Here is a 22,867-nt window from a genome sequence, read left to right on the forward strand (position 1 = left end):
GCGCAAGCCCCTAGGCCGCCTTCAGGAACACGTCGTGGTCGGGCGCGAAATTGGCGTGCAGCGGCAGCATGGCCCCGCCCAGCGCACAGGCCTGCGCGCCCAGCCTGCCTCCATGCAGCTGCGGCGGCCATAGCCCTTCCCAGTTGCACTGGGCCAGCGCCGCGCGCGTCTGTTCGAGCAGCGCCTGCAGCAGCGAGCGTGACATCGAACCGTCCATCACCACATCGGCGAGGTCGAGCACCGCCGTGCTGCTCACGATGGCATGGGCCAAGGCCAGCGATGCGGAGCCCAGCCAGGCTTTGGTAACCGCTGCATACGGCGCCTGTAGCGCGCGGTCGTCATACGCGGCAGTGGTATCCAGCCCTTGCGCCTGCAGCCGCTGCTCCAGCTCCCAGAGCGAAGCCTCGGCCATGACCTGCGGCGGCAGCGTGCCACCGGCTCGCACCGACTGCATCGGCAACGAGGCCAATGCTCCCGCGTTGCCGTGCGCACCGGTGTGCAGGTGCGAATCGATCACCAGCCCGCCGCCCACGAAGGTGTCGACGAAGATGTACAAAAAGCTCTTCAGGTCGTGACCGCGCCCGCCGACCAGTTCGGCCACGCAGGCGGCGACCGTGTCCCGCGCAAAGCTCACAGGCACCTCAGTGCGCGCCCTTACCTCGGCCAGCAGGTCCATCTGGTTCCACTCGTCCGACTGCGCCTTCGACAGGCCCAGCGTGCGGTGCCAGCCGCCAAGCAGAAAAGGCGCGGCCAGCCCCACGCCCACGTTGCGCACAGCCAGCGGCCCGAGCCCGTCGCGCAGGCGATGGATGTGCTCGGCAATGGCGGGCAGCAGCGCCTGCGCATCCGGAAAGTCGTAGCTCATGGCATGGCGCTCGCGCACCTGTGCGGCAAAGTCGATCAGCAACCATTCGGCGCCGCGCCGTCCCACCTTGATGCCGATGGCAAAGGCGCCGTCCGGGTTCAGCGCCAGCGGCACCGAAGGCTGTCCGATGCGGCCGCGCACGCGGCCCTGCTTCACGATGAGCTGGTCTTCCTCGAGCCGGGCGGTAATGAGCCCGATGGTCTGCGCGCTCAGCCCGGTGAGCCGCGCGAGGTCGGCCTTCGGCAGGCTGGTGTGAACGCGCAGGGCCTGCAGCACCACGCGCTCGTTGAACTGGCGCATGCCCACCTGGTTGGAGCCGCGCGGGCGCAACAGGTCGGGCGGGCGCATAGCGACTTCTGCATCAGGCATGCGCCTCCGCGGGCAGTTGGTCGGCCGTCATGGCGCCGGTCATCACGGCCACCGTATCGCTCATGCTGATGTTCTTCGGGTTGAGCACCGCCGCGCGCTTGCCGAGCCGCGCTACGTGAATGCGGTCGGCCACCTCGAACACATGCGGCATGTTGTGGCTGATGAGCACCACGGGCAGCCCGCGGTCGCGCACGCGGCGGATCAGCTCGAGCACCATGTTGCCCTCCTTCACGCCGAGTGCGGCGGTGGGCTCGTCCATGATGACCACGTGCCGCGCGAAGGCTGCGCTGCGCGCCACGGCCACGCACTGGCGCTGCCCGCCAGAGAGCGTTTCGACCGCCTGCGTCATCGACTGGATGCCGACCTTCAGGTCTGCCATGCGCGCGGCGCTTTCCTGCAGCATCTTTTTCTTGTCGAGCATGCGCAGCACGTTGCCCATGAAGCCCGGGCGGCGCAGCTCGCGGCCGAGAAAGAGGTTCTCGTAGATGGTCATGGCGGGGGCCACGGCCAGGTCCTGGTAGACCGTTTCGATGCCGGCCCGGCGCGCGTCGAGCGGGTTCCGAAAATGCACCGGCGCACCGTCAAGCAGGATCTCGCCTTCGTCCGGCACCACCGCGCCCGATAGCGCCTTGATGAGCGACGACTTGCCCGCGCCGTTGTCGCCGATCACCGCGAGGATTTCTCCTTCGCGCAGCTCGAAGTCGACACCGTCGAGCGCCGTCACCTGGCCGTAGCGCTTTACCAGGCCCCTGGCCTGCATCACGATCTTGGCGGATTTGGGATTGGCCACTGCGTTCATCAGCGTGCTCCCCGGCGCGAGAGTTGATCGGCCGCCACCGCAAGAATCACCAGCACGCCCGTTACCAGCACCTGGTAGATCGACGACACGCCCATCAGCGTAAGCCCGTTGCGGAACACGCCGACGATGAGCACGCCGATGAGCGAACCCAGCACAATGCCGCGCCCGCCGAACAGGCTGGTGCCGCCGAGCACCACGGCCGTGATGGCGTCGAGGTTCTCGGTCTGGCCCGCATTCGGGTCGCCCACGCCGGTGCGCGCCACCGACAGCAGCGAGGCAACGCCGTAGAGCACGCCCGCCGCCACATACACGCCCAGCAGCACGCGCTGTGTGGGAATGCCGACCAGGCGCGTGGCCTCGGCGTTGTTGCCGACCGCGTAGATGTGCCGCCCCGCGGCCGTTTCGCGCAGCACAAACCAGGCGAGCGCATACAGCACCAGCATGAGCACCGTGCCCCACGCCACTTCGGCGCTGCCCACGGTGAAGGTGGTGCCCAGCACCGTGAGGCCGGCGGGCAGGTCGGTGATGGTCTGCGACGACGAATACAGCTGCGTGATCGCGAATGCGATGTTCAGCGTACCCAGCGTCACGATGAAAGGCGGCAGCTTGATGCGCGTGACCAGCAGGCCGTTGAGCAGGCCGAATAGCGTGGTCACGCCGATGCCGCACAAGATGGCCACCGGCACCGGCAACCCGAGTTCGGTCGCGAACTTGGTCATGATGATGCTGCCCAGCGCCATCACCATGCCGCACGACAGGTCGATGCCCGCCGTGAGAATGATCAGCGTCTGGCCGATGGCGATCACGCCGACCACCATCACCTGCTGCATGATCAGCGAGAGGTTGCCGCCCGTCAGAAAGCGGTCGGACTGGGTCGCAAAGAAGATGCATGCGCCAAGCAGGGCCAGCCACGGCCCCAGGGCGCCCCACGGAATGTGGTGCGTCGGAGATTTCGCCATCTAGTTGCTCCGGGCCTTGATTACTTCTTGCCCCAGCACAGCTCGGCGCCGGTCTTGGTGTCCTTGCTGTCGACGCCCGGCACGCTCTTGCCGGCGATGAGCGTCACGCCCGTGTCGACATAGCCCGAGGCCTTCTTGCCCGTCTTGGCATATTCCACGCCCGCCGCCACGCCCATGGCCGCCATCTTGAGCGGGTACTGCTGCGAAGTGGCCGCAATGACGCCGGCGTTGGTGTCCTTGATGCCCTGGCAGCCGCCGTCGACCGAGACGATCATCACGCCCTTCTCCTTGCCCGCGCGCTTCAGCGCGTTGTAGGCACCGGCCGCGGCGGGCTCGTTGATGGTGTAGACCAGGTTCACGTCGGGTGCCCTCTGAAGGCAGTTCTCCATTGCCGTCTGCGCCTTGGCCTGGTCGCCGAAGCTGTCGGCCATGCACACGATTTCAGGCGCCTTCGACAGCTCGTTCGACTTGGCGTCGTTCGCCTGCAGGCCGAAGCCCTTCATGAAGCCGTTGTGCCGCTGCGCGCCCACCGGGTGGCCAGGCAGCAGGTCGAGCGCGACGATCTTCGCCGGCTTGCCGGCCATCGCGGCCTTGGCGTATTCGCCGATCAGCACGCCGGCCGTGTAGTTGTTGGTGGCAAAAAGCGCATCGGTCGCCTCCGGCGGATCGGCCGGGCTGTCGAGCGCAATCACCATGATGCCCTTGTCGCGCGCCTTCTTGATTGCCGGCACGATGGCCTTGGCGTCGCTCGGCGTGATGAGGATGGTCTTGGCGCCCGCGGCAATCATGTTTTCCATGGCCGTGATCTGCCCCGCGTTGTCGCCGTCGGCCTTGCCCGCGCCCGAAAGCAGCTTGGCGCCGAGCTTCTTGGCTTCTTCCTGCGCGCCCTCCTTCATCTTCACGAAGAAGGGGTTGGTTTCGGTCTTGGTGACGAGGCCGATGACCGGCTGGTCGGCGGCAAAGGCAGCAGACGATGCAGCCAGGGACATGGCCGCCAGGGCCAGGATGGAGCGGGAGCTGAGCATGTGTGTGTCTCCGTGGGCAGGCGGCAATGCGCCTGCGGTCTTGGGATCCGGATGCGGGCCGTGGAAGGCGTGGGGCATCCGGGCGCAGGGAGACTATCGAACAGCGAAGCGACTAAATCAAGTGGATTTAGTTATCGGAAACCCGGGGTAACGGTGAGGAGTGGTAACAGGCTGGCGGTAGCGGGAACCCCACGGCGCCAGTGTGGGGTGAACCACATCTACTTGATTCACGACGCCTTCATCGGTGCTACTTAACTCCGTTGGAAAAATCCAAGAGCTCAAGCGAAGAGAGTTTTACAAAAAACACCGCGTATTGTATTTTCTACCCCTTCTAGAAAATCCACAGAATTCTGATGAACTAAATTCGCCATCTTCAATGAATTTTTTCAAAAGAAACTCCGCATATTCACAAGCCTCATCGCTCATGGCAAGGGTTAGTCTCGCGCCATTGATCTCCAGCCTCTCCCCGTCCTCTCTTTTGAATTCGATCTTAGCATCAGAAAGCTTTTCCCAAGAAAGCTCGAAGCCAGGAATAGCTACCGATCGGCTTTCTTCTTTCGAGGCATTCGCCATTCCCGTCAAAAATTCGCTAGCCCCGTTAACATCAAATCTCATGACGAGCTCGTTTTTGCTGAGGGGTCCAAAACTAAAAACTATCATGTACATCACCCACGAAGCAGACGCATCAGACAGTCGGTTTTCCAAACGCAACTTCGATGTTTCCTATGGGCTGAAGTTCATCCAGTAGATTCTTCGCGCGCCCATTCAGTCTCTGACCGCCAACCCCAAGCCCCCACTCTAATTAGCCCGACGCGCTTAAGCGTATAAAAATTCTCTAATATCTTGCGCGACCTCAATCCGAGCTTCCATTTTCATAGTGCATATGCTCCTGTGCAGCAGAAGAAAACTTCTGAATGAATTCGGGGGACTGATCCCTCTCATTTTTTATTTTAAAGTTGTCGGTCTCAAGCGCCCATTGATAAACGGAAGTTCCTACAGGATATTTGGTTAGCACTCCTGTTAGCCTATGCTTTCTGATCCATTCTTCCGCTTCGGATTTTTCTTCAAAAATGGCCGACGGGAAGCGTCCACCCGCACCATTAAATACCCAAACGCTATTCATATAGATGCCTCATTCAATTGCAGCATGTACAATCATTCGGAAGATTTTGATATCTGTGCCAACGTTGAATTTTATCGACACCGGATCTTAGCTTAGACCTATTGTTCAGAACAAATGCTTCTTGCGCAGCTGTTAATCTCACTTTGCTATCGAGAGGCTTTCCATTTTGACCAACTTGGACATTTAGACCGTTTTCCCCTCTAAGATGAAAATGAGCAGGCGCATGATCGCCACTTCGAACATAGTGCTCCAGTCTCAAACCGCCATCGGCAGCAATCACCTTTTCGGGTAACTTTGGTTCGGTCGAGTTTGCTCTTGTTTGACATGGCTTCTTTTTCGCAAGGCCAAGGGGATCAATCCATTCAACAGGATTTTCTGCATACGCATGTAAATTCCCACCCCCTAATAGTCCAATCGGGTCCCGACTGAGAAATCTCGCCGAGTTCGGATCGTAGTACCTGTACCGGTTGTAATGCAGCCCCGTTTCCTCATCGAAATACTGCCCTTGGAACCGGATCGGATTCCTGAACCCCGCCCTTCTGCCCGCCTCGCTGATCGTCTCGCGCGCTTCGCCCCAGGCCTTGTGCTGCGCCGACCACGCAATGCTTCCTTCATGGTCGGTCAGTTCCTGCGGAGTGCCCAGGTGGTCGCATTGATAGAACGCCATCTCCTTCCTGTCGAAGGCGCTCGGCACGCTGCGCTGTTCGCCATTCCACAGCGGATCCTGCCCGATGTCATACGCGCCGCCGTTCGCTTCCATCAACGCCTTCACATCCGGCGTTTCGCTCAGCGCCATGGCGCGCGGCTGCCTGATCTGCATCAGCGGCACGAAGGAACCGCGCTCGTGGATGTAGTGCACGCTCCAGCCCTGCCCTTGCTGTTCATCCAGCGCAGCGGTGCTTTGGGTGCTTTCGAACGCGAGCACGTCGCCGTCCCAGCCGAACGAAGTGGTTGCGTCGCCTGATCGCTTGGCGATGCGACGGCCCAGCGGGTCGTAGCTGAAGGTGGTGGTGATGCCATCGGGGTTGGTGGCGGCCGCCATGCGGTTGAAGCCGTCCCATGCAAAGACCGTCTTGCGGCCGTTCTTCACGCGCTCGACGAGATTGCCGCGCTCGTCGTAACGGTAGCTGGTGCCTGCGTATTCCTTTAGCAGGTTGTCGAGCAGCTTGTTGGCAGTGCGCTGCACCGGGCCTTCAGCCTGGGCTGGGTCGACGATGTTGCCCGCGGGGTCGAAGGCGAAGACCTCGCGGCCGAGGCGGCTGTTGGCTTCGAGCAGCTGGCCGACCGGGTCGTAGCGGTAGTCCAGCCGGCCGCGCCGGCTGTCGCCAATGGCGGTGAGCTGGCCGGCCTTGTCGTAGGTGTAGCGGCGGCTGAGTTCCAGCGCATCGGCGGGGCCGCGGCCGGTTTGCGAAATGCGCTGCTCCAGCAGCCGGCCGGCGGGGTCGTACTTCTGGCGCTGGCTCAAGCCGTTGCCTTGCTCCCTGGCCACCTCGCGGTGCAGATCGTCGCGTTCGAACCCCAGAATGTCTTGCCCATCGACAAGAAGGCCGTGCACGTGGCCAGAACCATAGGTGAGCCATTGGGTCACGTGGCCGTCGGGGCGAGTGGTGGCAATGCGCTCGTTGAGCTCGTCGTAGCGGTGTTGCCACACCGCCGTGCGCGCATTTGCAAGATAGTGGTGATGCTCGCGCGTCAGGTTGCCGGCCGGGTCATAGAACCACTGCAGGCGCGCATCGCGATTGGCGGCCTCCACCAAGCGGCCATTGAGGTCGTACGCGAAGTGCTCAAGCTGGCCTTCGCCCGCATTCCGCTCCACAAGGCGGCCCAGCGCATCGAACTGCAGTTGAGTCGCGTGGCCGGCTTCGACCACTTCGGCGAGCGTACCGGTGGTCGCCTCGTGGCGGTAGTGCGTGGTCTTGCGGTCGAAGCCGGTTTCTTCCAGCAGGCGGCCCACCGGGTCATAGCGAAAGTTGTAGTGGCTGCCGTTTTCGTTCTGCAGCTCGGTCAGCCGGCCCAACAGGTCCCAGTGGTATTTGAGCGAGCGGCCTGCAGCGTCGGTGCGGCCCGCGATGAGGCCTGCACGCGTGTAGCTGTAGCGGGTGCGACGGCCGAGCGCGTCGGCGTGCGCGAGCAGGCGCCCTTCGGCATCGTGCGTGAAGTGCTCGCTGGTTTCGTCGGGCTGCACAACTTCTTCCAGCTGGCCGGCGGCGTAGCGGTAGCTGGTGGTGTTGCCGGCTGCATCCACGGCCTTGGTCACGCGGCCGCGCTGGTCGTACTCCCATCGGCTGGTCTTGGCGGAGCAATCGGTGTAGCTGAGCAGTTGCCCTGAAGGGGAATAAACGAGCGCCTTCACGCCGCCCTTCGCATCGGTAATGCGCACGGGCCGCCCGGCCTTGTCGTAGGCGTACTCGGTCTTATGGCCCAGCGGATCGATCTCTTCCGTCAGGTGGCCCTGGGCGTCGTAGTCGCGCTTCCACACGCCGCCCTCGGCATCGCGAATGCCGGTGAGGCGGTGCTGGTTGTCGTACTCGAAGTGCACCCGGCTGCCGTCGGCGCGGGTGTGCGCCTGCAGGTTGCCGTCTTCGTCGTAGGTGTAGTCGTCGGTGGTGCCGTCGGTATGCACATGGCGCGTGACGTTCTTCGCGTCGTCCCGAAAGAACCATTCCTCCAGCTTGTCGGGGTGGATGACGCGGTAGGTGTAGCCCTCGATGTCGTAGTAGTGCCAGGTCTCGCCGCCCAGGGCATCGGTCACGTAGGTCAGGCGGATGTTGGCGTCCCATTCCAGCTGCAGCGCAAAACTGCCGTCGTCGGACCACTCGCGCACGGCCTTGGCGTCGGCGCCGGTGCCGTCGTACTCGAGGTTCATGCCGCGGCCGGTGCGGTCGGTGTAGCGGGTGACCAGGTGGTGGCTGTAGGTGTAGCTCCAGCTGGCGCCGTTCTCGTCCTGCGCGGCAATCAGGTCATGTTCGGCGTCGTGCGTGTAGGCGGCCAGCTGGCGCACGACCTGGCCGTCCTTCAGCTCCCACAGCGACCGGATGAGGCCGGTCTTTGCATCGGGCTGCGTGCCCACGTGGGCCATGACGACGTCGCCCTGCTTGCTGATGATGTCGCTGAGCACTTGCTCGCCTGTAGAGGCGATCACGTGGTCGTATCGCAGGCCGATGGACTGGCCGTCCTTGCCCTGCTGCGCCACCAGCCGAAAGTGCGGCTGCTTGCTGTCGACCAGTTCGTAGAGTTCGCGCCACTCGGGTTGCGCTCCCGCTGGCAGCGGCTTGCCGAAGTCGAGCGCCAACAAGGTTTCGCTGAGGCGCGAGACGGTTATCTCCTCGATGGCATCGCGATGCACCTGCCCCACTGCCAGCACCGGATACGAGTGGCTGCGGCCGTCGGCTGCGTGATAGACCATGCTCGCGCGCCCTTTGCGAGCGCCGCGCGTGGGCGTCGTGATGTCCACGCGCATGCTGTAGGGCGTGATCCACCGTGCACCCAGGCTGCCTCGGTCGAAGGCGTCCAGGTCGCTGGCGTAGGTGCGCGCCCATTCGATGGGCAGCGGTGCGGCAAGCACGAAATCAGTGTGCGTGAAGCTTTCATTGCCGGTCGCGAGGCTGATCGAACCGCCTACACGCGCCGGCGCAGAGCAGTTCTTGCAGCCTGGGGGCGGTCCATGCGCATCCGCCTGCTTGCTGATGTGGCCGAGCGCCGCACCCGGCTTGTCCTTCTCGGCCTTGCTCCCCGCCTGCGGCGACACGAGCGCCGAGCCTTTGCCCTTCTTGCGCAGCAACGCGTCCCGCAGCTTGTGCAGCAGCCACATGATGCTGGCCTGCGCGTCGCGGTCGGCCAGCTTCGACAATTGCCCGCGCAGCAAGCGCTTGAAGTCCAGCATCTGACTGATCACACCCTCGACCCGGCTCGCGACGCCGGCGGGCAGCTGGCTTGCCGCCGCCTTGGCCACGTAGTTGGCCGACTCCTTGGTATAGCGCACCGCGCTGCCCCACATGCGGCTCCAGGTGCTCTGCGTCTTGGGGTCGTGCACCTTCGTTTCTGCCGCGCCGGGCTTGGCCACGGTGAACAGGTCCTTCTGCCCGAGCACGCGCCGAAGAATGTCCACGAGGTTGTCGATGATCTTGTCGGCCAGGTCCGCGCAGCTCTTCAGGATGCCATCGAGCTTGCCTATGGCGCCATCGATGAACTTGTCGAGCTCTCCCACGATGGTGGCGTTGAGGTGCCCTACCAGCGTGGTGACGATCGCCTCGCCCAGGTTCGAGGTAGCGCTCTTGAGCTGCTGCTTCACGAGGTGCAGCGTGGGCCGCAGGCTCATGCGCGCCGCCGCCATGGTCGGCGGCAGCGGGATCAAACCGATGAGGTTGATGCCAAGGCTCACCCACGTCAGGAACGCTTCGACCCCGTCCTTGGCTTTTTTCTCGACGATGTTGATGATGTCCAGGAACACATCCACCAGCGCCATGATGTTGCCGACGATCGGAATGCTGCCCAGCACCATGGTGAGCCGCTCCAGCGTGACGTAGCCGCCGCTGAACGAGCGCAACCAGTCGTCCACTGCCTTGCTTGCGGCCGCTACATCTTCCTTGACGATGGTGTTCAGCGGCGCGACGGCCGTCTGCGGTTCGCGCTGCGCCGGCGCCTTGGTTTCCCCCGTCCCTGACATTTCTTGTTTTTCCTCTCAGTTGATGTTCGCGCCCTGGAACTCCAGCTGCTCGAACGTGCTGCCCGTGAAGTCCACGCTTCGCCCGTGCAGGCCCTGTGCGTGAACCACGGTGCCGCCGCAGTTCAGCACGCCCACGTCATTCCAGCGGCCGCCCGCAAAGCTGATGTCGTCCCATTGGCACTGCGCGAAGGTGCTGGTGCCGATGCTGCCGCCGTCGAAGTTGGCGCGCGTGAAGCTGCAGTTGACGAAGGTGCAGCCAGTAATCGATATGCCGCTGAAGTCGCATTGCGTGAAGCTGCAGCCGGTGAACTGGCAGGCGCTCCAACCGGCCTGCTTGAAGCTGGTTGCAGTGAAGCTGGTGCCCGCGAAAGTCGAGCCAGCGAACTGCGCCAGGCTCAAATCGAGCCCCGCATAGGCGAAGCTGTCGGCTTGCCCCACAAGGCCTGCCGGCGCCCCGCCTGCGCCTTTGCGCCACATGTCGTGGGCCAGAATGATCAGCTGCGAGCTCACGTCAGCGGGCTCCAGCCCGACACAACCTTTTCGGTTTCGATTTCGCTCAACAGCCAGCCGGCTTCGGCGTTGCCGTTCTTCTGCGACTCCGCCGCCCAATAGGCAGCCTTTGCAAGGTCGGTGCCGCTCATATAAAGGTCGTAGGCAAGGTTGTGCTGCGCAATGCTGTGGCCGCCCTTGGCCGCCATCGAAAGCCAGTGCATCGATTGATCGGGATCGGAGAAAGTGAAGGTGTAGTACAGCGAGAGCCGAAAGGCGGAGTCGGCATTGCCGGCTTCCGCCTTTGCCGCTAGTGCAAGGCGTTGCTCGTCAGTGAGCGCATAGCTCTGCGCGCCAGAAATGGGAGAGAGGGAAGAGACCGAAGCGGAAGCATCGTTTTCCATGAGCTGTTCTCCATTGCGTTAGGCGCTTAGCGGCTCCCCGCTTCGCGCAAGATCTCGCCCGATGTTCTAGAGGCGATGTACAGCACCGAACGGCCGAGGCGGTTTGCATTGCCGAGGCCCTTCTTGCCCGGTTCGAGCTTTGCGACAAACGCGATTCCGATGGTGTTTTCACCGTTCTCGTCCTCGCCGTTTTCACGCGTGCGCTCGCTGATCTGGATGTCGAAGTTCTTCAGGTCTTGCCCTGTCTGCGCAAAGCGCTCATAGGCGTGGCCCAGCGCAATGGCAAGCGGCGTGTTGAGTTGCACGCTCGTCGCGGGAGGGTTGATCTCGAAGATCGGCGCTGCAGAAATCTGGCTGTTCATGAATATCCCCAATGCAATGACAAGGCTGCTAGAGCCTGTACGTTTGATCCAGCTTCGGGTTGTAGCCCTTGAGTCCGTCGCTCGGCGTGCCGACGTAGCCGCGGTAGTCCGGATGATCGTTCTGCATACCCACCTTGGCCGCATTTTTGTCCTCCGGCGAGAAGTTGTTGCTGTCGTAGTAGTCGCGTCCGCGCGTGGTGCGGTTGCCGCGGCTGTCCGTGTGATCCCCATGGGTGTGCCAATAACCGACCTCCTGCGCGCAGCGAGGAATCCGGCGCGCGGTCGGGCCCCATGGGTCGACCGAATCGCCTTCGCCCCGCGTGGCCTTGGTGAAGTCGTACTTGCCGTCGGGCGTCTTGTAGACGAGGCCACCATACTCGAGGTTGTCGCGAATCGACTTGTCGTTGTAGCGCAGCATGGCGGCCTTGGCAGCGCCGTCTGCGGTGGCAAAGCGCCCGCCCTTGGGCGTCTTGCAGGCGGCGGGCTGGCCTTGCAGGCCCAGCGGGTCGACCCAGCCCGTGGGGTTGGCAACATAGGCATGCGTGTTGAGGCCGCCGGCCAACCCGATCGGATCGCGGCTCACGTAACGGCCCGTGTGCGGGTCGTAATAGCGGTGCCGGTTGTAGTGCAGGCCGGTTTCCTCGTCCCGGTATTGGCCCTGGAAGCGGATAGGGTTCGCAAGACCTGCGCGCCGCCCCGCTTCGCTGATGACCTCCCGCGCCGCGCCCCAGGCGCGGTACTGGGCGGACCAGGCAATGCGGCCTTCGTGGTCTGTCAGCTCCTGCGGCGTGCCGAGATGGTCGCACTGGTAGTAGGCAATCTCCTGCTGGGCAAAGGCAATCGGGCTGGGCGTCTGCTCGCCGTTCCAGACCGGGTCTTGCTCGATGTCGTAGACGCCGCCGTTTGCGTCCATGAGCGCCTTCACGTCGGTTGCTCTGGCAAGCGCAATGGCCTGCGCTCGCCGCATCTGCAGCAACGGCACGAAGGAATCGGGCTCGTGCACATAGTGCACGCTGTAGCCGCGGCCTTGCGACTCGCGCTCGCCGGCCGTGCTTTGGGTGCTCTCGAAGGCCAGATGGTTGCCGTCCCAGCCAAAGACGGTGATGGCATCGCCCGAACGCTTGGCGATTCGCCGCCCCAAGGGGTCGTAGGCAAAGAAGGTCGAGCCTTCATCGCCATGCGCCGCAATCATCCGGTTGAAAGCGTCCCACTCGAATGCCGTATGCCGGCCATTGCTCGTTCGCTCGACAAGGTTGCCACGGGCATCGTAGCGATAGCGCGTGCCGGCGTATTGACGCAACAGGTTGTCGAGCAGGCGGCTGACCTGGCGGTGGCCTGCCAGCGATGCCGACGGCGTGGAAGCCGGGTCGAGCTCTGGATCGGCGATGTTGCCGGCAGGATCGAACGCGAAGGTTTCACGTCCCAGCCTGCTCTGCGCTTCGATGAGCGTGCCGACCGGATCGTAGCGATAGCCCAGGTTGCCACGTCGCGAGTCACCGATGGCAATCAACTGGCCGGCCTTGTCCCAGCCATAGCTGCGGTGCAGATCGAGCGATGCGGCGGCACCGGGCCGCCCATGCGAAATTCTCTGTTCGAGCAAGCGCCCCACTGCGTCGTAGCGCACCCGCTGGGTCAACCCGTTGGCCTGCTCGCGCAATACCTCGCGGTGCAGGTCGTCGCGCTCGAAGCTCAACACCTCCGAGCCGTCGACCAACAGCCCGTGAACATGGCCCGATCCATATGTGAGCCACTGCGTGACGTGGCCGTCGGGGCGAATGGACGAGATCCGCTGGTTGAGCTCGTCATAGCGATGCTGCCATATGGCAACGCGCCCGGTCGACAGGTAGTGTTGGTGCTCCCGAGTGAGATTGCCGACGGGGTCGTAGAACCACTGCAGGCGCGAATCGCCATTCGAGGCCTCGATCATCCGGCCGTTGCGGTCGTAGCTGAAGCGCTCGGCCTGTGCGTTGGCCGCACTGCGCTCGACCAGTCTTCCCACTTCGTCGAAACGAAGGCTGAGCGCATGACCGCCCGCATCGACTATCTGTTCGAGCACGCCCGTAGCTTCGTCATAGTGGTACCGCCGGCCTTGCCGATCGAAGCTGGTTTCCTCGATCAGGCGACCTACCGGGTCGTAGCGGAAGTCATGCCGCGCGCCGTTCTGGTTCTGGAGCTCGGTAAGGCGCCCCATCAGGTCCCAGTGGTACTTGAGCGAACGGCCGGCGGCGTCGGTGCGCCCGCCGACAAGCCCTGCGCGGGTGTAGCTGTAACGGGTAGTCCGGCCCAATGCATCGGTGTGAGAGAGCAGACGCCCTTCAGCGTCGTGCATGAACTGTTCACGTGTCTGGTCGGCCCGAACGACCTCCTCGAGTTGACCCGCATGGTTGCCGCCTCGCGCCGCCTGCGCGTAGCCGCTGGCGGTGTAGCGATAGCGCGTAGCCTGCCCCGCCGCATCGATGTACTTGACGAGCCGCCCGCGCGAATCGAACTCCCATCGCTGCGTCTTGCCCGAGCAGTCGGTATAGCTGGCCAGCTGGCCACCGGGCGTATAGCTCAGGTACTTTGCGCCGCCTGCTGCGTCGGTAATCGCCACCGGCCGGCCCGCCTTGTCGTAGGCGTAGCCTGTCTTGTGGCCGAGCGGGTCGGTTTCTTCGGTCAGGCGGCCTTCTGCGTCATAGTCGCGCTTCCAGATGCCGCCCTCGGCATCGCGCAGTCCGGTCAGCCGATGCCGGCTGTCGTATTCGAAATGCACGCGCGTACCGTCCTGGCGCGTGTGGGTCTGCAGATTGCCGTCGGCGTCGTAGGTATAGCTGTCGGTGCTGCCATCGGGATGAACATGGCGCGTCAGGTTCTTTGCTTCATCACGAAAGAACCACTCCTGCCGCTTGTCCGGATGGATGATGCGGTAGGTATAGCCGAGGATGTCGTAGTAATACCAGGTCTCGCCGCCCAGCGCGTCGGTCACGTAGGTCAGGCGAATGTTCCGGTCCCATTCGAGCTTGAGTGCAAAGCTGCCGTCGTCGCTCCACTCGCGCACGGCCTTCGCATTCGCGCCGGTGCCGTCGTATTCGAGGTTCATGCCTCGGCCGGTACGGTCGGTGTACCGCGTCACGAGGTGGTGCGTGTAGGTGTAGGAGCGGCTCGCGCCGTCCTCGTCCCTTGCCTCCATCAGGTCGCGATTCGCATCATGCGAATAGGCCGCAAGCTGGCGAACCACCTGCCCGTCCTTCAGCTCCCAGAGCGATTCGATCAACCCCGTGCGGGCATCGGGGCGCGTGCCCACATGGGCGGCCACCACCTCGCCCTGCCAGCTGATGACATCGCTCAGAACGCGCTCGCCCGTGGCGGCAATGACGTGGTCGTAGCGCAACCCGATCGACTGGCCATCCTTCGCCTGCTGCACCACAAGCCGGAAGTGGCTGTGGTCATCGGCGATTTCGTAGATCTCGCGCCAGTCGCCATGGCGCCCGAAGTCGATCGCAAGCAGGCGTTGGTCCAGGCGCGTCACGCAGACGTCCTCGATAGCGTCGCGATAGGACTGCTCCGCTTCGAGCACCGGATACGCATGGCTGCGTCCGTCCACAGCATGGTAGACAAGACTCAGCAGCCCTGGGCGCTCGCCGCTCGAAGGCGTCGCAAAGTCCACGCGGGTGGTGTAGGGAGTAATCCAGCGCGCACCCAGTGCGGCGCCGTCAAATGCATCAAGCTGGCTGCGGTATGTGCGCGCCCATTCGATTGGGAGCGGCGCGGCCAGCACAAAGTCGGTGTGCGTGAAGCTTTCGCAGCCTGTTACCAGGCTGACGGAACCGCCCCGCGCTGCCGGCGCCGGACAATTCTTGCAGCCCGGGTCTTTCTTGCCGTCCGCTTGCTTGCCGATGCGTTCGAGCTGGTCGCCCGGGCGATCCTTGTCGGCCACTGCGCCACCATGCGGCGGCACAATCGCGGCCCCTTTGCCTTTCTTGCGCCCGATCGCTTCGCGCAGCTTGTGCAGCAGCCACATGATGCTGGCTTGCGCCTCGCGGTCGGCAAGTGCCGCAAGCTTGCTTCGCAGGTTGCCCTTGAAGTCGAGCATGCTGGCAATCACGCCGTTCACCTGGGCAACGACGTTCGCGGGCAGATGGCCCGCGGCCGCCTTGGCCACATAGTTTGCCGACTGCCTGCTGTAGCGCACCGCGCTGCTCCACATGCGGTTCCAGGTACTTTGCGTCTTGGGGTCGTGCACCTGCGTCTCTGGCGATGGCGCACTGGCAACGGTGAACAAGTCTTTCTGCCCCACCGCACGGCGCAGCACGTCGACGAGGTTGTCGACCACCTGGTCGGCGAGATCGGCGCAGTTCTTCAGCATGTCGCCGAGTTGGGCGATGGCCTTCTCGATGAAAGTCTCGAGTTCGCCCGCGATGGTTGCGTTCAGATGGCCAACCAGCACCACCACAATGGTTTCGCCCAGGTTCGACGCGGCCGTCTTGAGTTCCTGCCGCACGAGATGCAGCGTGGGCCGCAGGCTCATGCGTGCCGCCGCCATGGCCGGCGGAAGCGGTATCAAACCAATGAGGTTGATGCCCAGGCTCACCCAGACCAGGAACGCTTCGACCCCGTCCTTGGCCTTTTTCTCGACGATGTTGATGATGTCCAGGAACACATCCACCAGCGCCATGATGTTGCCGACGATTGGAATGCTGCCCAGCACCATCGTCAGCCGCTCGAGCGTGACATAGCCGCCACTGAACGAGCGCAGCCAGTCGTCCACCGCCTTGCTGGCTGCTGCAACGTCCTCCTTGACGATCGTGTTCAGGGGAGCGACCGCGGTCTGGGGTTCTCGCTGAGATGGTTGTTGTTGCGATCCTTCCGCCATTGCCCTGTTTTCCCTGTTGCCTGAGACGTCTTGTTATTCGAAATACACGCGGTGCCGCAATCAGCCCACGAAGCCGGGAGTGCGCCCCGCAAGCGCGGGATTGGTGCCGGCCGTGGCCATGCCCGTCTTGATGCCGGCCGGCATGCCGCCGCTCATCGCGCTGCCCGCCACATTCGCAACGCCGGCGACGGATGCGCCCATCGGTCCGAGCCGTGCGCCGGCGGCCTGCATCGCCATGCCTGTTGCGGCCTGGCTGGCTTGGCCCAGCAGCGCCTTGGCGCCGCCTTGCTGAATGGCCTGCGCGGCGCCCACCGCCTGCTGTGCCATGCCCGCCGCCTGGGTGACCTGCCCGAGCACGCCCGCGGTCTTGCTGTTCAAGCCCGCGACACCCGCGAGCGCGCCCGCCGCGCCGCCGGCTGAACCAGCCAGTCCGGCAAGATTGCCCGCACTGCCGAGAACGCCCGACAGGCCCGACCCAGCGCCCGCCGCATCGGCGCCGCCGCCGGCAGGTTCCTTCGCCTTCCAGTCCTTGGGCGTGCCGAAATAGCTGCCCTCTTCCCACGGGTCTCGCGGGTCCTTGCCGAACGTGACCTTTGCAGTGCCGATCGGCAAGCCCGAGACGCTTGCGAAGCCGTTGCGGTCGAAGGTGCCGGCGTGCGTGCCGCCTTCCGAATCGACCACGGTGAAGTCGCCCTGCGCAACGCCCTGGTGCTTTTCGCCGGTGGGCTTGATGTACTGGTGGTACAAGTCGAGCTGGCCCTTGGGCAACTGCGGCGGGTTAGGCAGCGCGGGCTTGCCCTGGCTGGCCGGCCCCACGAGGCTGTGCACCGCCGCATGCTCGCGCCAGGTGCCCGAGGTGCCGTGCTCGATGCCTCCCGAGCTCCAGCGGCTGTAGCTGGAGCCGCCGTTGATGACCACCTCTTCCTTCGCGTGAATGGTGATCTTGTTGGCGGTTTGCGTGATGTTGAGCTTGGCGAGCACGTTGACGCTGTCCTTCAGCGCCTTGATGTCGATGTCGGCACTGGCCGCCACCAGCCGCATGCCGGCCTTGGAGGCGAACATTCGGATGGCGCTCTGCACGCTCACCAGAAAGCTCTTGCCTGCGCTCACGCTGGTGTGGCCGCCGCTGGTGAGCGCCGTGTGCTCGTTGCTCACCACGTGCGTGGAGCCCTGCGCCACCGTTTGCAGGCCTTTGGCGCTCGCAAGCGTGAGATGCGGCTCTTGGAACTCGGGGAAATCGCCCTGCTCGCGGTTGCCGCCCTGCCCCTTGATGGCGTCGTTCTGCTCCTTCAGGCCCGTGGCAACTTCGTCCTGGTCGCCGGCATCGTGCGCCTGCGCGGCTTGTGCGGCTTCGCTCAGGCCTTCATGCAGGTCGCGCGCCTGCGTGAGCCGGCCGATGGTTTCGCCCATGTCGGTGGTGTGCGCCTGCGCATTGGGCCGCGGCTCGGTGGTCACCAGCAGGCCCTTGGCCGCGCGTGTCACGCCATGCCCGTCGGTGCGCAATTCGAAGCCCTGCCCACGCGGCTCCTTGCGGCCGGCCGTGTCTTCGATGCGCCCGATGTGCCCCACGCTCAGCTGGCTGGCCTGGTGGTCGCTGCGCAACTGCGCCTGGATCTTTCCCTGGGTGTCGTCCAGCACCAGGTGATTGCCGCGCCCGCCGCCCAGTTCGCGGCTGCGAATGCCCGACAGATGCTTTTGCTCCGGCAATTGCCAAGCCGCCATGGTGTCGGCGTTGTAGACACAGCCCGTCACGATCGGGAAGTCGGGATCTCCGTTGAGAAAGTCGACGATCACTTCCATGCCGATGCGCGGCACCGACACCGCGCCAAAGGTGGCGCCCGCCCAGGCGGTGGACACACGCACCCAGCAACTGGAGTTCTCGTCGTCCTTGCCCAGGCGGTCCCAGTGAAACTGCACCTTGATGCGGCCGTACTGGTCGGTCCAGATCTCTTCGCCGGCAGGCCCGACCACCATGGCCGTTTGCGGACCGCGGGTGCGCGGCTTGGGCGTGGTGCGCCGGGGCCGCCACGCTAGGCTGGTGGGCTGGGCATCGAAGGCAAAGCGCTGCACGGAGCCCTCTGTCGCTTCCGCGCCCTCGCTGGCCTGCAGGTTTTCCTGCAGGTGGTAGCTCACGCTCAGCAGCAGGTATTGGCGGTTCTGGTCGGACCTGGGATGGCCGGTGAGCCGCAGCGTGTGGCCGGTTGCCAGCTCGCGCAGGTTGGAGCGCCCGGTGGCGCGGCTGCGCTGGCTCAGTTGCTCTTCGTTGCGGATGCGCGCGTAGGTTTCGCCGTCGGCGTGCTGCACAAAGCCACCGGGCCACTCGTAGTTCTCGTAGCTGTCGTGGTCGTGGCCGGGCGGCATCTGCCGCAGGTGCGAGAGGTCGGCCTTGGGCTTCTCGAAGTCGTAGTCGTTGTTGTAGTGATGGCCCGCACGCACCTCTTCCGCGGTTTCCCAGGCATAGATGCGCTCGCGCTGGCCCATGCCGGATTTCTCGAGCGGGTGAAAGCGCACCGACTCTCCACCAGGCAGCGGCGCATGCGAACTCGCAATGTCGTCCGCAAACACCAGCACGTGCTGCGAAGCCTCGTGACGGAAGTAATAGTAGATGCCCTCGAGCTCGCACAGCCGCGAGATGAAGTTGAAGTCGCTCTCGTGGTACTGCACGCAGTAGTCCCAGCGGCGGTAGTCGCCCCGGCTGAGCTTCTTCTCGATGGGATAGCCGTAGCTGCCCAGCACTTCGGTCAATATGTCGGGAACGCTCTTGCCCTGGAAGATGCGGAAATCGCTGCGCCGCGTGGCAAGCCACAGCCAAGGCCGCAGTTGCAGTCGATAGAAGGAGTGGCGTGCGTCTTCCTGTTGCAGGCCAAACCGGGTTGCAATGCCGCCGAGGTAGCGCACGCCGCCGCTTTCGGTTTCCACCGCCACGGTCGACGCTTTGCCGAGCAGGGCTTTCGAGTCGATCGCGTTGGTGCTGCCAAGCAGGTCGATGTCGAAGGCGTAGAGCTGGCTCAGCGCCTCGCGGCCCACCAGTTGGTGAAATTGCAACGACTCGCCCAAGGGCGTTTGGATGGTGACGCGGCGGCTCATTGCTGCACCGCATTGAGCCGATAAGACGAATTACCTAATAGCAATTCATCCAATAAGAATATTGTTTTCAAAATGAGCTTCAAGCTCACCTCCCATTGCACGTGTTCACATTTATTTTAAATGTTGATTTATCGTAAAAGCCAATGCTAAAAATTGACAAATAGACGTTTGAACAAAAAGTTCACGGCGTGAACGCTTCAGCGAGCAAAGCGGGAAACGGGGGCGACCTGAATTGCCGACCGCAATGAGGCGGCGTTAATGCGAGGAATACTTAGTATTTAAAAGATCGCCCGGAATAGCGCGTTCCGGGTGATCTCATCGGCCAAACAGGCGAAGAGCCTTCAGCCGGTAATGGGCGGGAAGAAGCCTTCCCGCCCTTGGCTTCGTCAGGCCGCCTTGCGGGCCGTGAGCCATTGGGCCGGCGCCAGCGCGGCAGCCACCACCCGCACCTCGCCGATGTGGCCGAAGAAGCCGTCGGCCCGGGCGCCGTCCCACGAGCCGCCGCCCACCACCCATGGCGAGGTGGCCGAGAGCGTGGCAAGGCCGGGCGCATTGCTGATGTTGCGCAGCACCGGCGCGCCTTCCACATACATCGTGGTGTCGTGCGACACGGGGTCGTTGACGATGGCGATGTGCACCCAGCGGTCGGCAATCACCTCGCCGGACCAGTTGGTCTTGGGCGAGCGCGTGCCGGCCGTACTCGGCACCACTTCCCACTGCACTTCGCGCAGGCTCGAAATGGCGAACAGCATCGGCGGCGCTTCAGGGTCGCCGCCCTGGTAGCCGGCCAGGTCGCCGCGCCGGCCGTCGCGCGTCATGATGTTCATCCACGCCTGCTTGTTGCTGGTCCAGCTCTTGTCGATCTTCACGAAGGCCTCGACGGTGTAGCCGTTGTCCAGCGTCTGGCCGTTGATCGGCGCCGCGGCCTCGGTGAGGAAGTAGCTCAGGCGCGGCACGTTCTTGTCGGTGTTCAGGAAGCGCACCGAGCCCGGCGCGGCCGAGAGATGGTGGCGGTCGTCGCTCCAGACGATGTCGGCGTCGGTCGCACCCACGATGCCGCCCTGGTTCAGGGTGTCGCGGCGCAGCGGGTTGTTGCCTGTGACGTCGGCGATGACGGTGCCCGGGAGCACCGGCTGGTTGACCGTGCCGCCGAAGAAGCGCCAATGCGCCAGCGTGTTCGCGACCTGGGGGTAATCGTCAGCATTCGCGGCGGGCCGCTGCACGGTGAGGTCGGGCTCCTTGTAGTTCGCGAGGATCATCGCCCTGGCCTTATCAACCAACGAGCCCTCGATGAGAGCTTCGCCCGTGCCGAAAGCCTTGTTGAAGCCCGCGAAGCGCTGCGCAAAATCCATCTCGATGACGAAGGACTCGTTGGGCGTGGTGAGCACGGCCTGGTCGAAACTGTTCAGCGTGTCGGCCGGCTTCTGCGGCACCCATGGCGAGAACGACAGCACCTTGATCTGCTTGTGGGTCAGGTCGAATTCGTAAAGGCGCATCAGGCCGTTGCCGCCCTGGTAGGCCATCTGGTAGTCGACCACCATCTCCTCGACCTTGTGGCCGAAGTCGTTGGTCTTCGTGAGATGCGCGGCGCCGTGGTGGTGGCCGTTGAGCGTCATGAAGATCTGATCGTTGTCGCGGATCAGCTTTTCCCACAGCATCTTGCCGTAGTCGGTCTCGAGCGGGCTGGTGCCGTCGGCGTCGATGTTCAGCAGCTGGTGGTTCACCAGGATCACGGGCAGCGTCGGGTTCTTTGCAATCACCTGGCGCGCCCAGGCAATGCCGGCGTCCGAGATGCGCCACGACAGCGACAGCACCATGAACTTCTGGCTCTGCGCCTCGAACACGTGGTACTCGTGAAAGCCGCTGCTGTCGCGCGCGCCGAAGGTGGTCTGGCGCTTGGCGCGCTCGGTGCCAAACCATTGGAGATAGGGCTCGTTGGCGAGCGTGCGGGTCGCATCGGTGCCGCCGTTCGGGTCGATGCCGTAGTCCACATCGTTCAACACGTCGTGGTTGCCGGCGAGCACGCTGTAGGGCAGCCTGGCGTCTTCGAGCACCTTCATCGCGGCATCGGCCACCTTCCATTGGTCGGGCTTGCCGACCTGGTCGACCACATCGCCCAGGTGAATGGTGAACGGAATGTTCAGCGCCGCGGCATTGGCGGCAATCCATTTCGTCTGCGCGGCGAAAGGTGCGCTGCCGAAGCGCTTGTCGTACTGGTCGCTCTCGGCGGCGGTGGCGTAGCGCGCGTAGAACTGCGTGTCCGGCATTACCGCGAGTGCGAAGCTCGAGATCTTCGCGGCGACCGGCGGCGGGGCCGGTGTGGGTGATGGGGCCGGCGCTGGGGCTGGCGACGGGGCAGGCACCGGCAACGGATTGAAGCCGGGCGCTCCGCCTCCCCCACCGCCGCAGGCCGCCAGCAATGCGCTGCTGCCGCCGACAGTCAGCAGGGACGCACCGAGCTTGAGAACCTGCCGGCGCGGCGGCTGGGCAGGATGGGCGGGAGAGGGTTCGGCCGGAGAAGGGGTGTGCGGCGCGCGGGCGCCGTGCGAGTCGTCAGGAGCAGACATGTCGATGGGGAGCGTTGAAAAGCGCGCAAGCGTAGGCAGGCGCGGTGACGCAGGCATTTAAGGCTCATGACACTTTGGCGCGCGCGATGCCGGCGCGCCCTTTTCTATCGCGAGGTCACACCTGGACCCGCGCGCTCCAGCTGTTCGAGCGTTATCACCCGCCATGCGCACAGGCAGCCCACCACCGCCAGCAAGGCCGCCAGCGCGAACATGGTGCGGTAGCCGAGCTCCTGCGCCACCGCGCCGCCGAGCAGCACGCCCAGCACGCCGCCAAAGCCGTAGCCGATCACCGTGAACAGCGCCTGCCCCCGCCCGCGCAGCCGTCCGGGGAAGCGGCGCGACACCACGGCAATGCAGGTGGTGTGGTGCGCCGCAAAGCTCAGCGCGTGCAGCCACTGTGCAATGACGAGCGCAGCAATCGAGCCGCCCAGCCCGGCAGTAAGGCCCAGCCGCGCCACGGCGGCGATGCCGCACACCAGCATCCAGCGCGGCATGGGCAAGAGGCCGATGAGCCGCCCCTGCAGAAAGAACCAGACGATCTCGGCCACCACCGACAGCGCCCACAGCAGCCCGATGACGCTCTTGCCGTAACCCAGCGAATCGAGGTACAGCGAGAAAAATGCATACACCGAGAAATGCGACATCACCTGGAAGAACAGCGCCGCAAAGAACCACCGCACCGCCGGAATGCGCAGCACCGGGCCGATAGGCTCCTTCACTGCGTCGTGCGCCGCGACGGGTTCGCGAATGTCCGGCAGCTTCATCGTCGCAATCAGTACGACGGCCAGCGTGCCCGCCGCCCAGGCCGGAAAGTGCTTCATGCCGAAGCGCTCGAACCACTCGCCCGCAAAGAACACCGTCACCAAAAAGCCGGCCGAACCGCACAGGCGAATGCGCCCGTAGCGCCCCCAGTCGCCGGCCACGAGCTGTGCCATGGCGGCCTCGGTGAGCGACATCATCGAACTGGTGTGGGTGAACATCACCAGCAGCACCAGCGCCAGCCACCAGGCGCCGCCATGCCACCAGAGCCCGAACGAACTGACCAGCGCCACCGCGGCACTGAAGCGCAGCAGCATCACGCGGTGGCCGGTGTGATCGCTGAGCGCGCCCCATGCGTAGGGGGCGAAAACCCGGGTAATCGACTGCACCGAGGCCAGCAGGCTGATCGTGAAAATCGGAAGCCCCAGGTCCTGGAGCCACAGCGGCAGGTAGGGGTTGAAGAAACCGATGTGCGCGAAATAGCTGGCCGACAGACCAGCAAACGCCAACAGGTGGCCGCGCCCAGCGGCCACTGGTGGCG

General features: G+C 64.2%; 14 protein-coding genes. All 14 read right to left on the reverse strand.

Going from position 1 to position 22,867, the window contains the following annotated elements:
* Window positions 1-10: 10 nt before the first annotated feature.
* The 14 genes from V9K97_RS11935 to V9K97_RS12000 all read right to left on the reverse strand — a co-directional run bounded on the left by V9K97_RS11935 (window position 11) and on the right by V9K97_RS12000 (window position 22,859).
* The gene (locus V9K97_RS11935; protein ID WP_337318238.1) at window positions 11-1,234 is read right to left on the reverse strand and encodes an ROK family transcriptional regulator; all 1,224 of its coding nucleotides are present in this window, start codon (window positions 1,232-1,234) and stop codon (window positions 11-13) included.
* Window positions 1,227-2,033: an ATP-binding cassette domain-containing protein gene (locus V9K97_RS11940; RefSeq protein WP_337318240.1), complete on the reverse strand. Its 807-nt coding sequence runs from the start codon at window positions 2,031-2,033 to the stop codon at window positions 1,227-1,229. The genes V9K97_RS11935 and V9K97_RS11940 overlap by 8 nt, the downstream gene beginning before the upstream one ends.
* Window positions 2,033-2,992: an ABC transporter permease gene (locus V9K97_RS11945; RefSeq protein WP_337318242.1), complete on the reverse strand. Its 960-nt coding sequence runs from the start codon at window positions 2,990-2,992 to the stop codon at window positions 2,033-2,035. The genes V9K97_RS11940 and V9K97_RS11945 overlap by 1 nt, the downstream gene beginning before the upstream one ends.
* Before the next feature lie 20 nt (window positions 2,993-3,012).
* Window positions 3,013-4,017, reverse strand: coding sequence for a sugar ABC transporter substrate-binding protein (locus tag V9K97_RS11950; RefSeq protein ID WP_337318244.1), 1,005 nt, complete (start codon window positions 4,015-4,017; stop codon window positions 3,013-3,015).
* A gap of 294 nt (window positions 4,018-4,311) precedes the next feature.
* Entirely contained in the window at window positions 4,312-4,632 is a 321-nt protein-coding gene (locus tag V9K97_RS11955; RefSeq protein WP_337318246.1) for a hypothetical protein, read from the reverse strand.
* 238 nt (window positions 4,633-4,870) lie between these two features.
* The gene (locus tag V9K97_RS11960; protein ID WP_337318248.1) at window positions 4,871-5,140 is read right to left on the reverse strand and encodes a DUF7710 domain-containing protein; all 270 of its coding nucleotides are present in this window, start codon (window positions 5,138-5,140) and stop codon (window positions 4,871-4,873) included.
* 13 nt (window positions 5,141-5,153) lie between these two features.
* Entirely contained in the window at window positions 5,154-9,806 is a 4,653-nt protein-coding gene (locus V9K97_RS11965) for an RHS repeat-associated core domain-containing protein (protein WP_337318250.1), read from the reverse strand.
* A 15-nt stretch (window positions 9,807-9,821) separates the two neighbouring features.
* Window positions 9,822-10,316 (reverse strand): pentapeptide repeat-containing protein, encoded by a 495-nt coding sequence (locus tag V9K97_RS11970; RefSeq protein WP_337318252.1) that lies wholly within the window; start codon window positions 10,314-10,316, stop codon window positions 9,822-9,824.
* Window positions 10,313-10,699 carry a hypothetical protein gene (locus V9K97_RS11975; protein ID WP_337318254.1) on the reverse strand — a complete coding sequence of 129 codons (387 nt, stop codon included), beginning with the start codon at window positions 10,697-10,699 and terminating at the stop codon, window positions 10,313-10,315. Before V9K97_RS11975 ends, V9K97_RS11970 begins: the two co-directional genes overlap by 4 nt.
* Window positions 10,700-10,725: 26 nt before the next feature.
* Window positions 10,726-11,061: a hypothetical protein gene (locus V9K97_RS11980; RefSeq protein ID WP_337314618.1), complete on the reverse strand. Its 336-nt coding sequence runs from the start codon at window positions 11,059-11,061 to the stop codon at window positions 10,726-10,728.
* A gap of 28 nt (window positions 11,062-11,089) precedes the next feature.
* Complete coding sequence (locus V9K97_RS11985) at window positions 11,090-15,913, reverse strand: RHS repeat-associated core domain-containing protein (protein ID WP_337318256.1); 4,824 nt, start codon at window positions 15,911-15,913, stop codon at window positions 11,090-11,092.
* A 60-nt stretch (window positions 15,914-15,973) separates the two neighbouring features.
* A complete protein-coding gene (locus V9K97_RS11990; RefSeq protein ID WP_337318258.1) occupies window positions 15,974-19,000 on the reverse strand; it encodes a type VI secretion system Vgr family protein in 3,027 nt (1,008 codons plus the stop codon).
* 386 nt (window positions 19,001-19,386) lie between these two features.
* Entirely contained in the window at window positions 19,387-21,567 is a 2,181-nt protein-coding gene (locus V9K97_RS11995) for a LamG-like jellyroll fold domain-containing protein (protein ID WP_337318259.1), read from the reverse strand.
* A gap of 104 nt (window positions 21,568-21,671) precedes the next feature.
* Window positions 21,672-22,859, reverse strand: a complete 1,188-nt coding sequence (locus V9K97_RS12000) for an MFS transporter (protein ID WP_337318261.1) — start codon at window positions 22,857-22,859, stop codon at window positions 21,672-21,674.
* Window positions 22,860-22,867: the final 8 nt, after the last annotated feature.

The sequence above is a fragment of the Variovorax sp. CCNWLW186 genome (genome assembly GCF_037203865.1).
Classification (GTDB): domain Bacteria; phylum Pseudomonadota; class Gammaproteobacteria; order Burkholderiales; family Burkholderiaceae_C; genus Variovorax.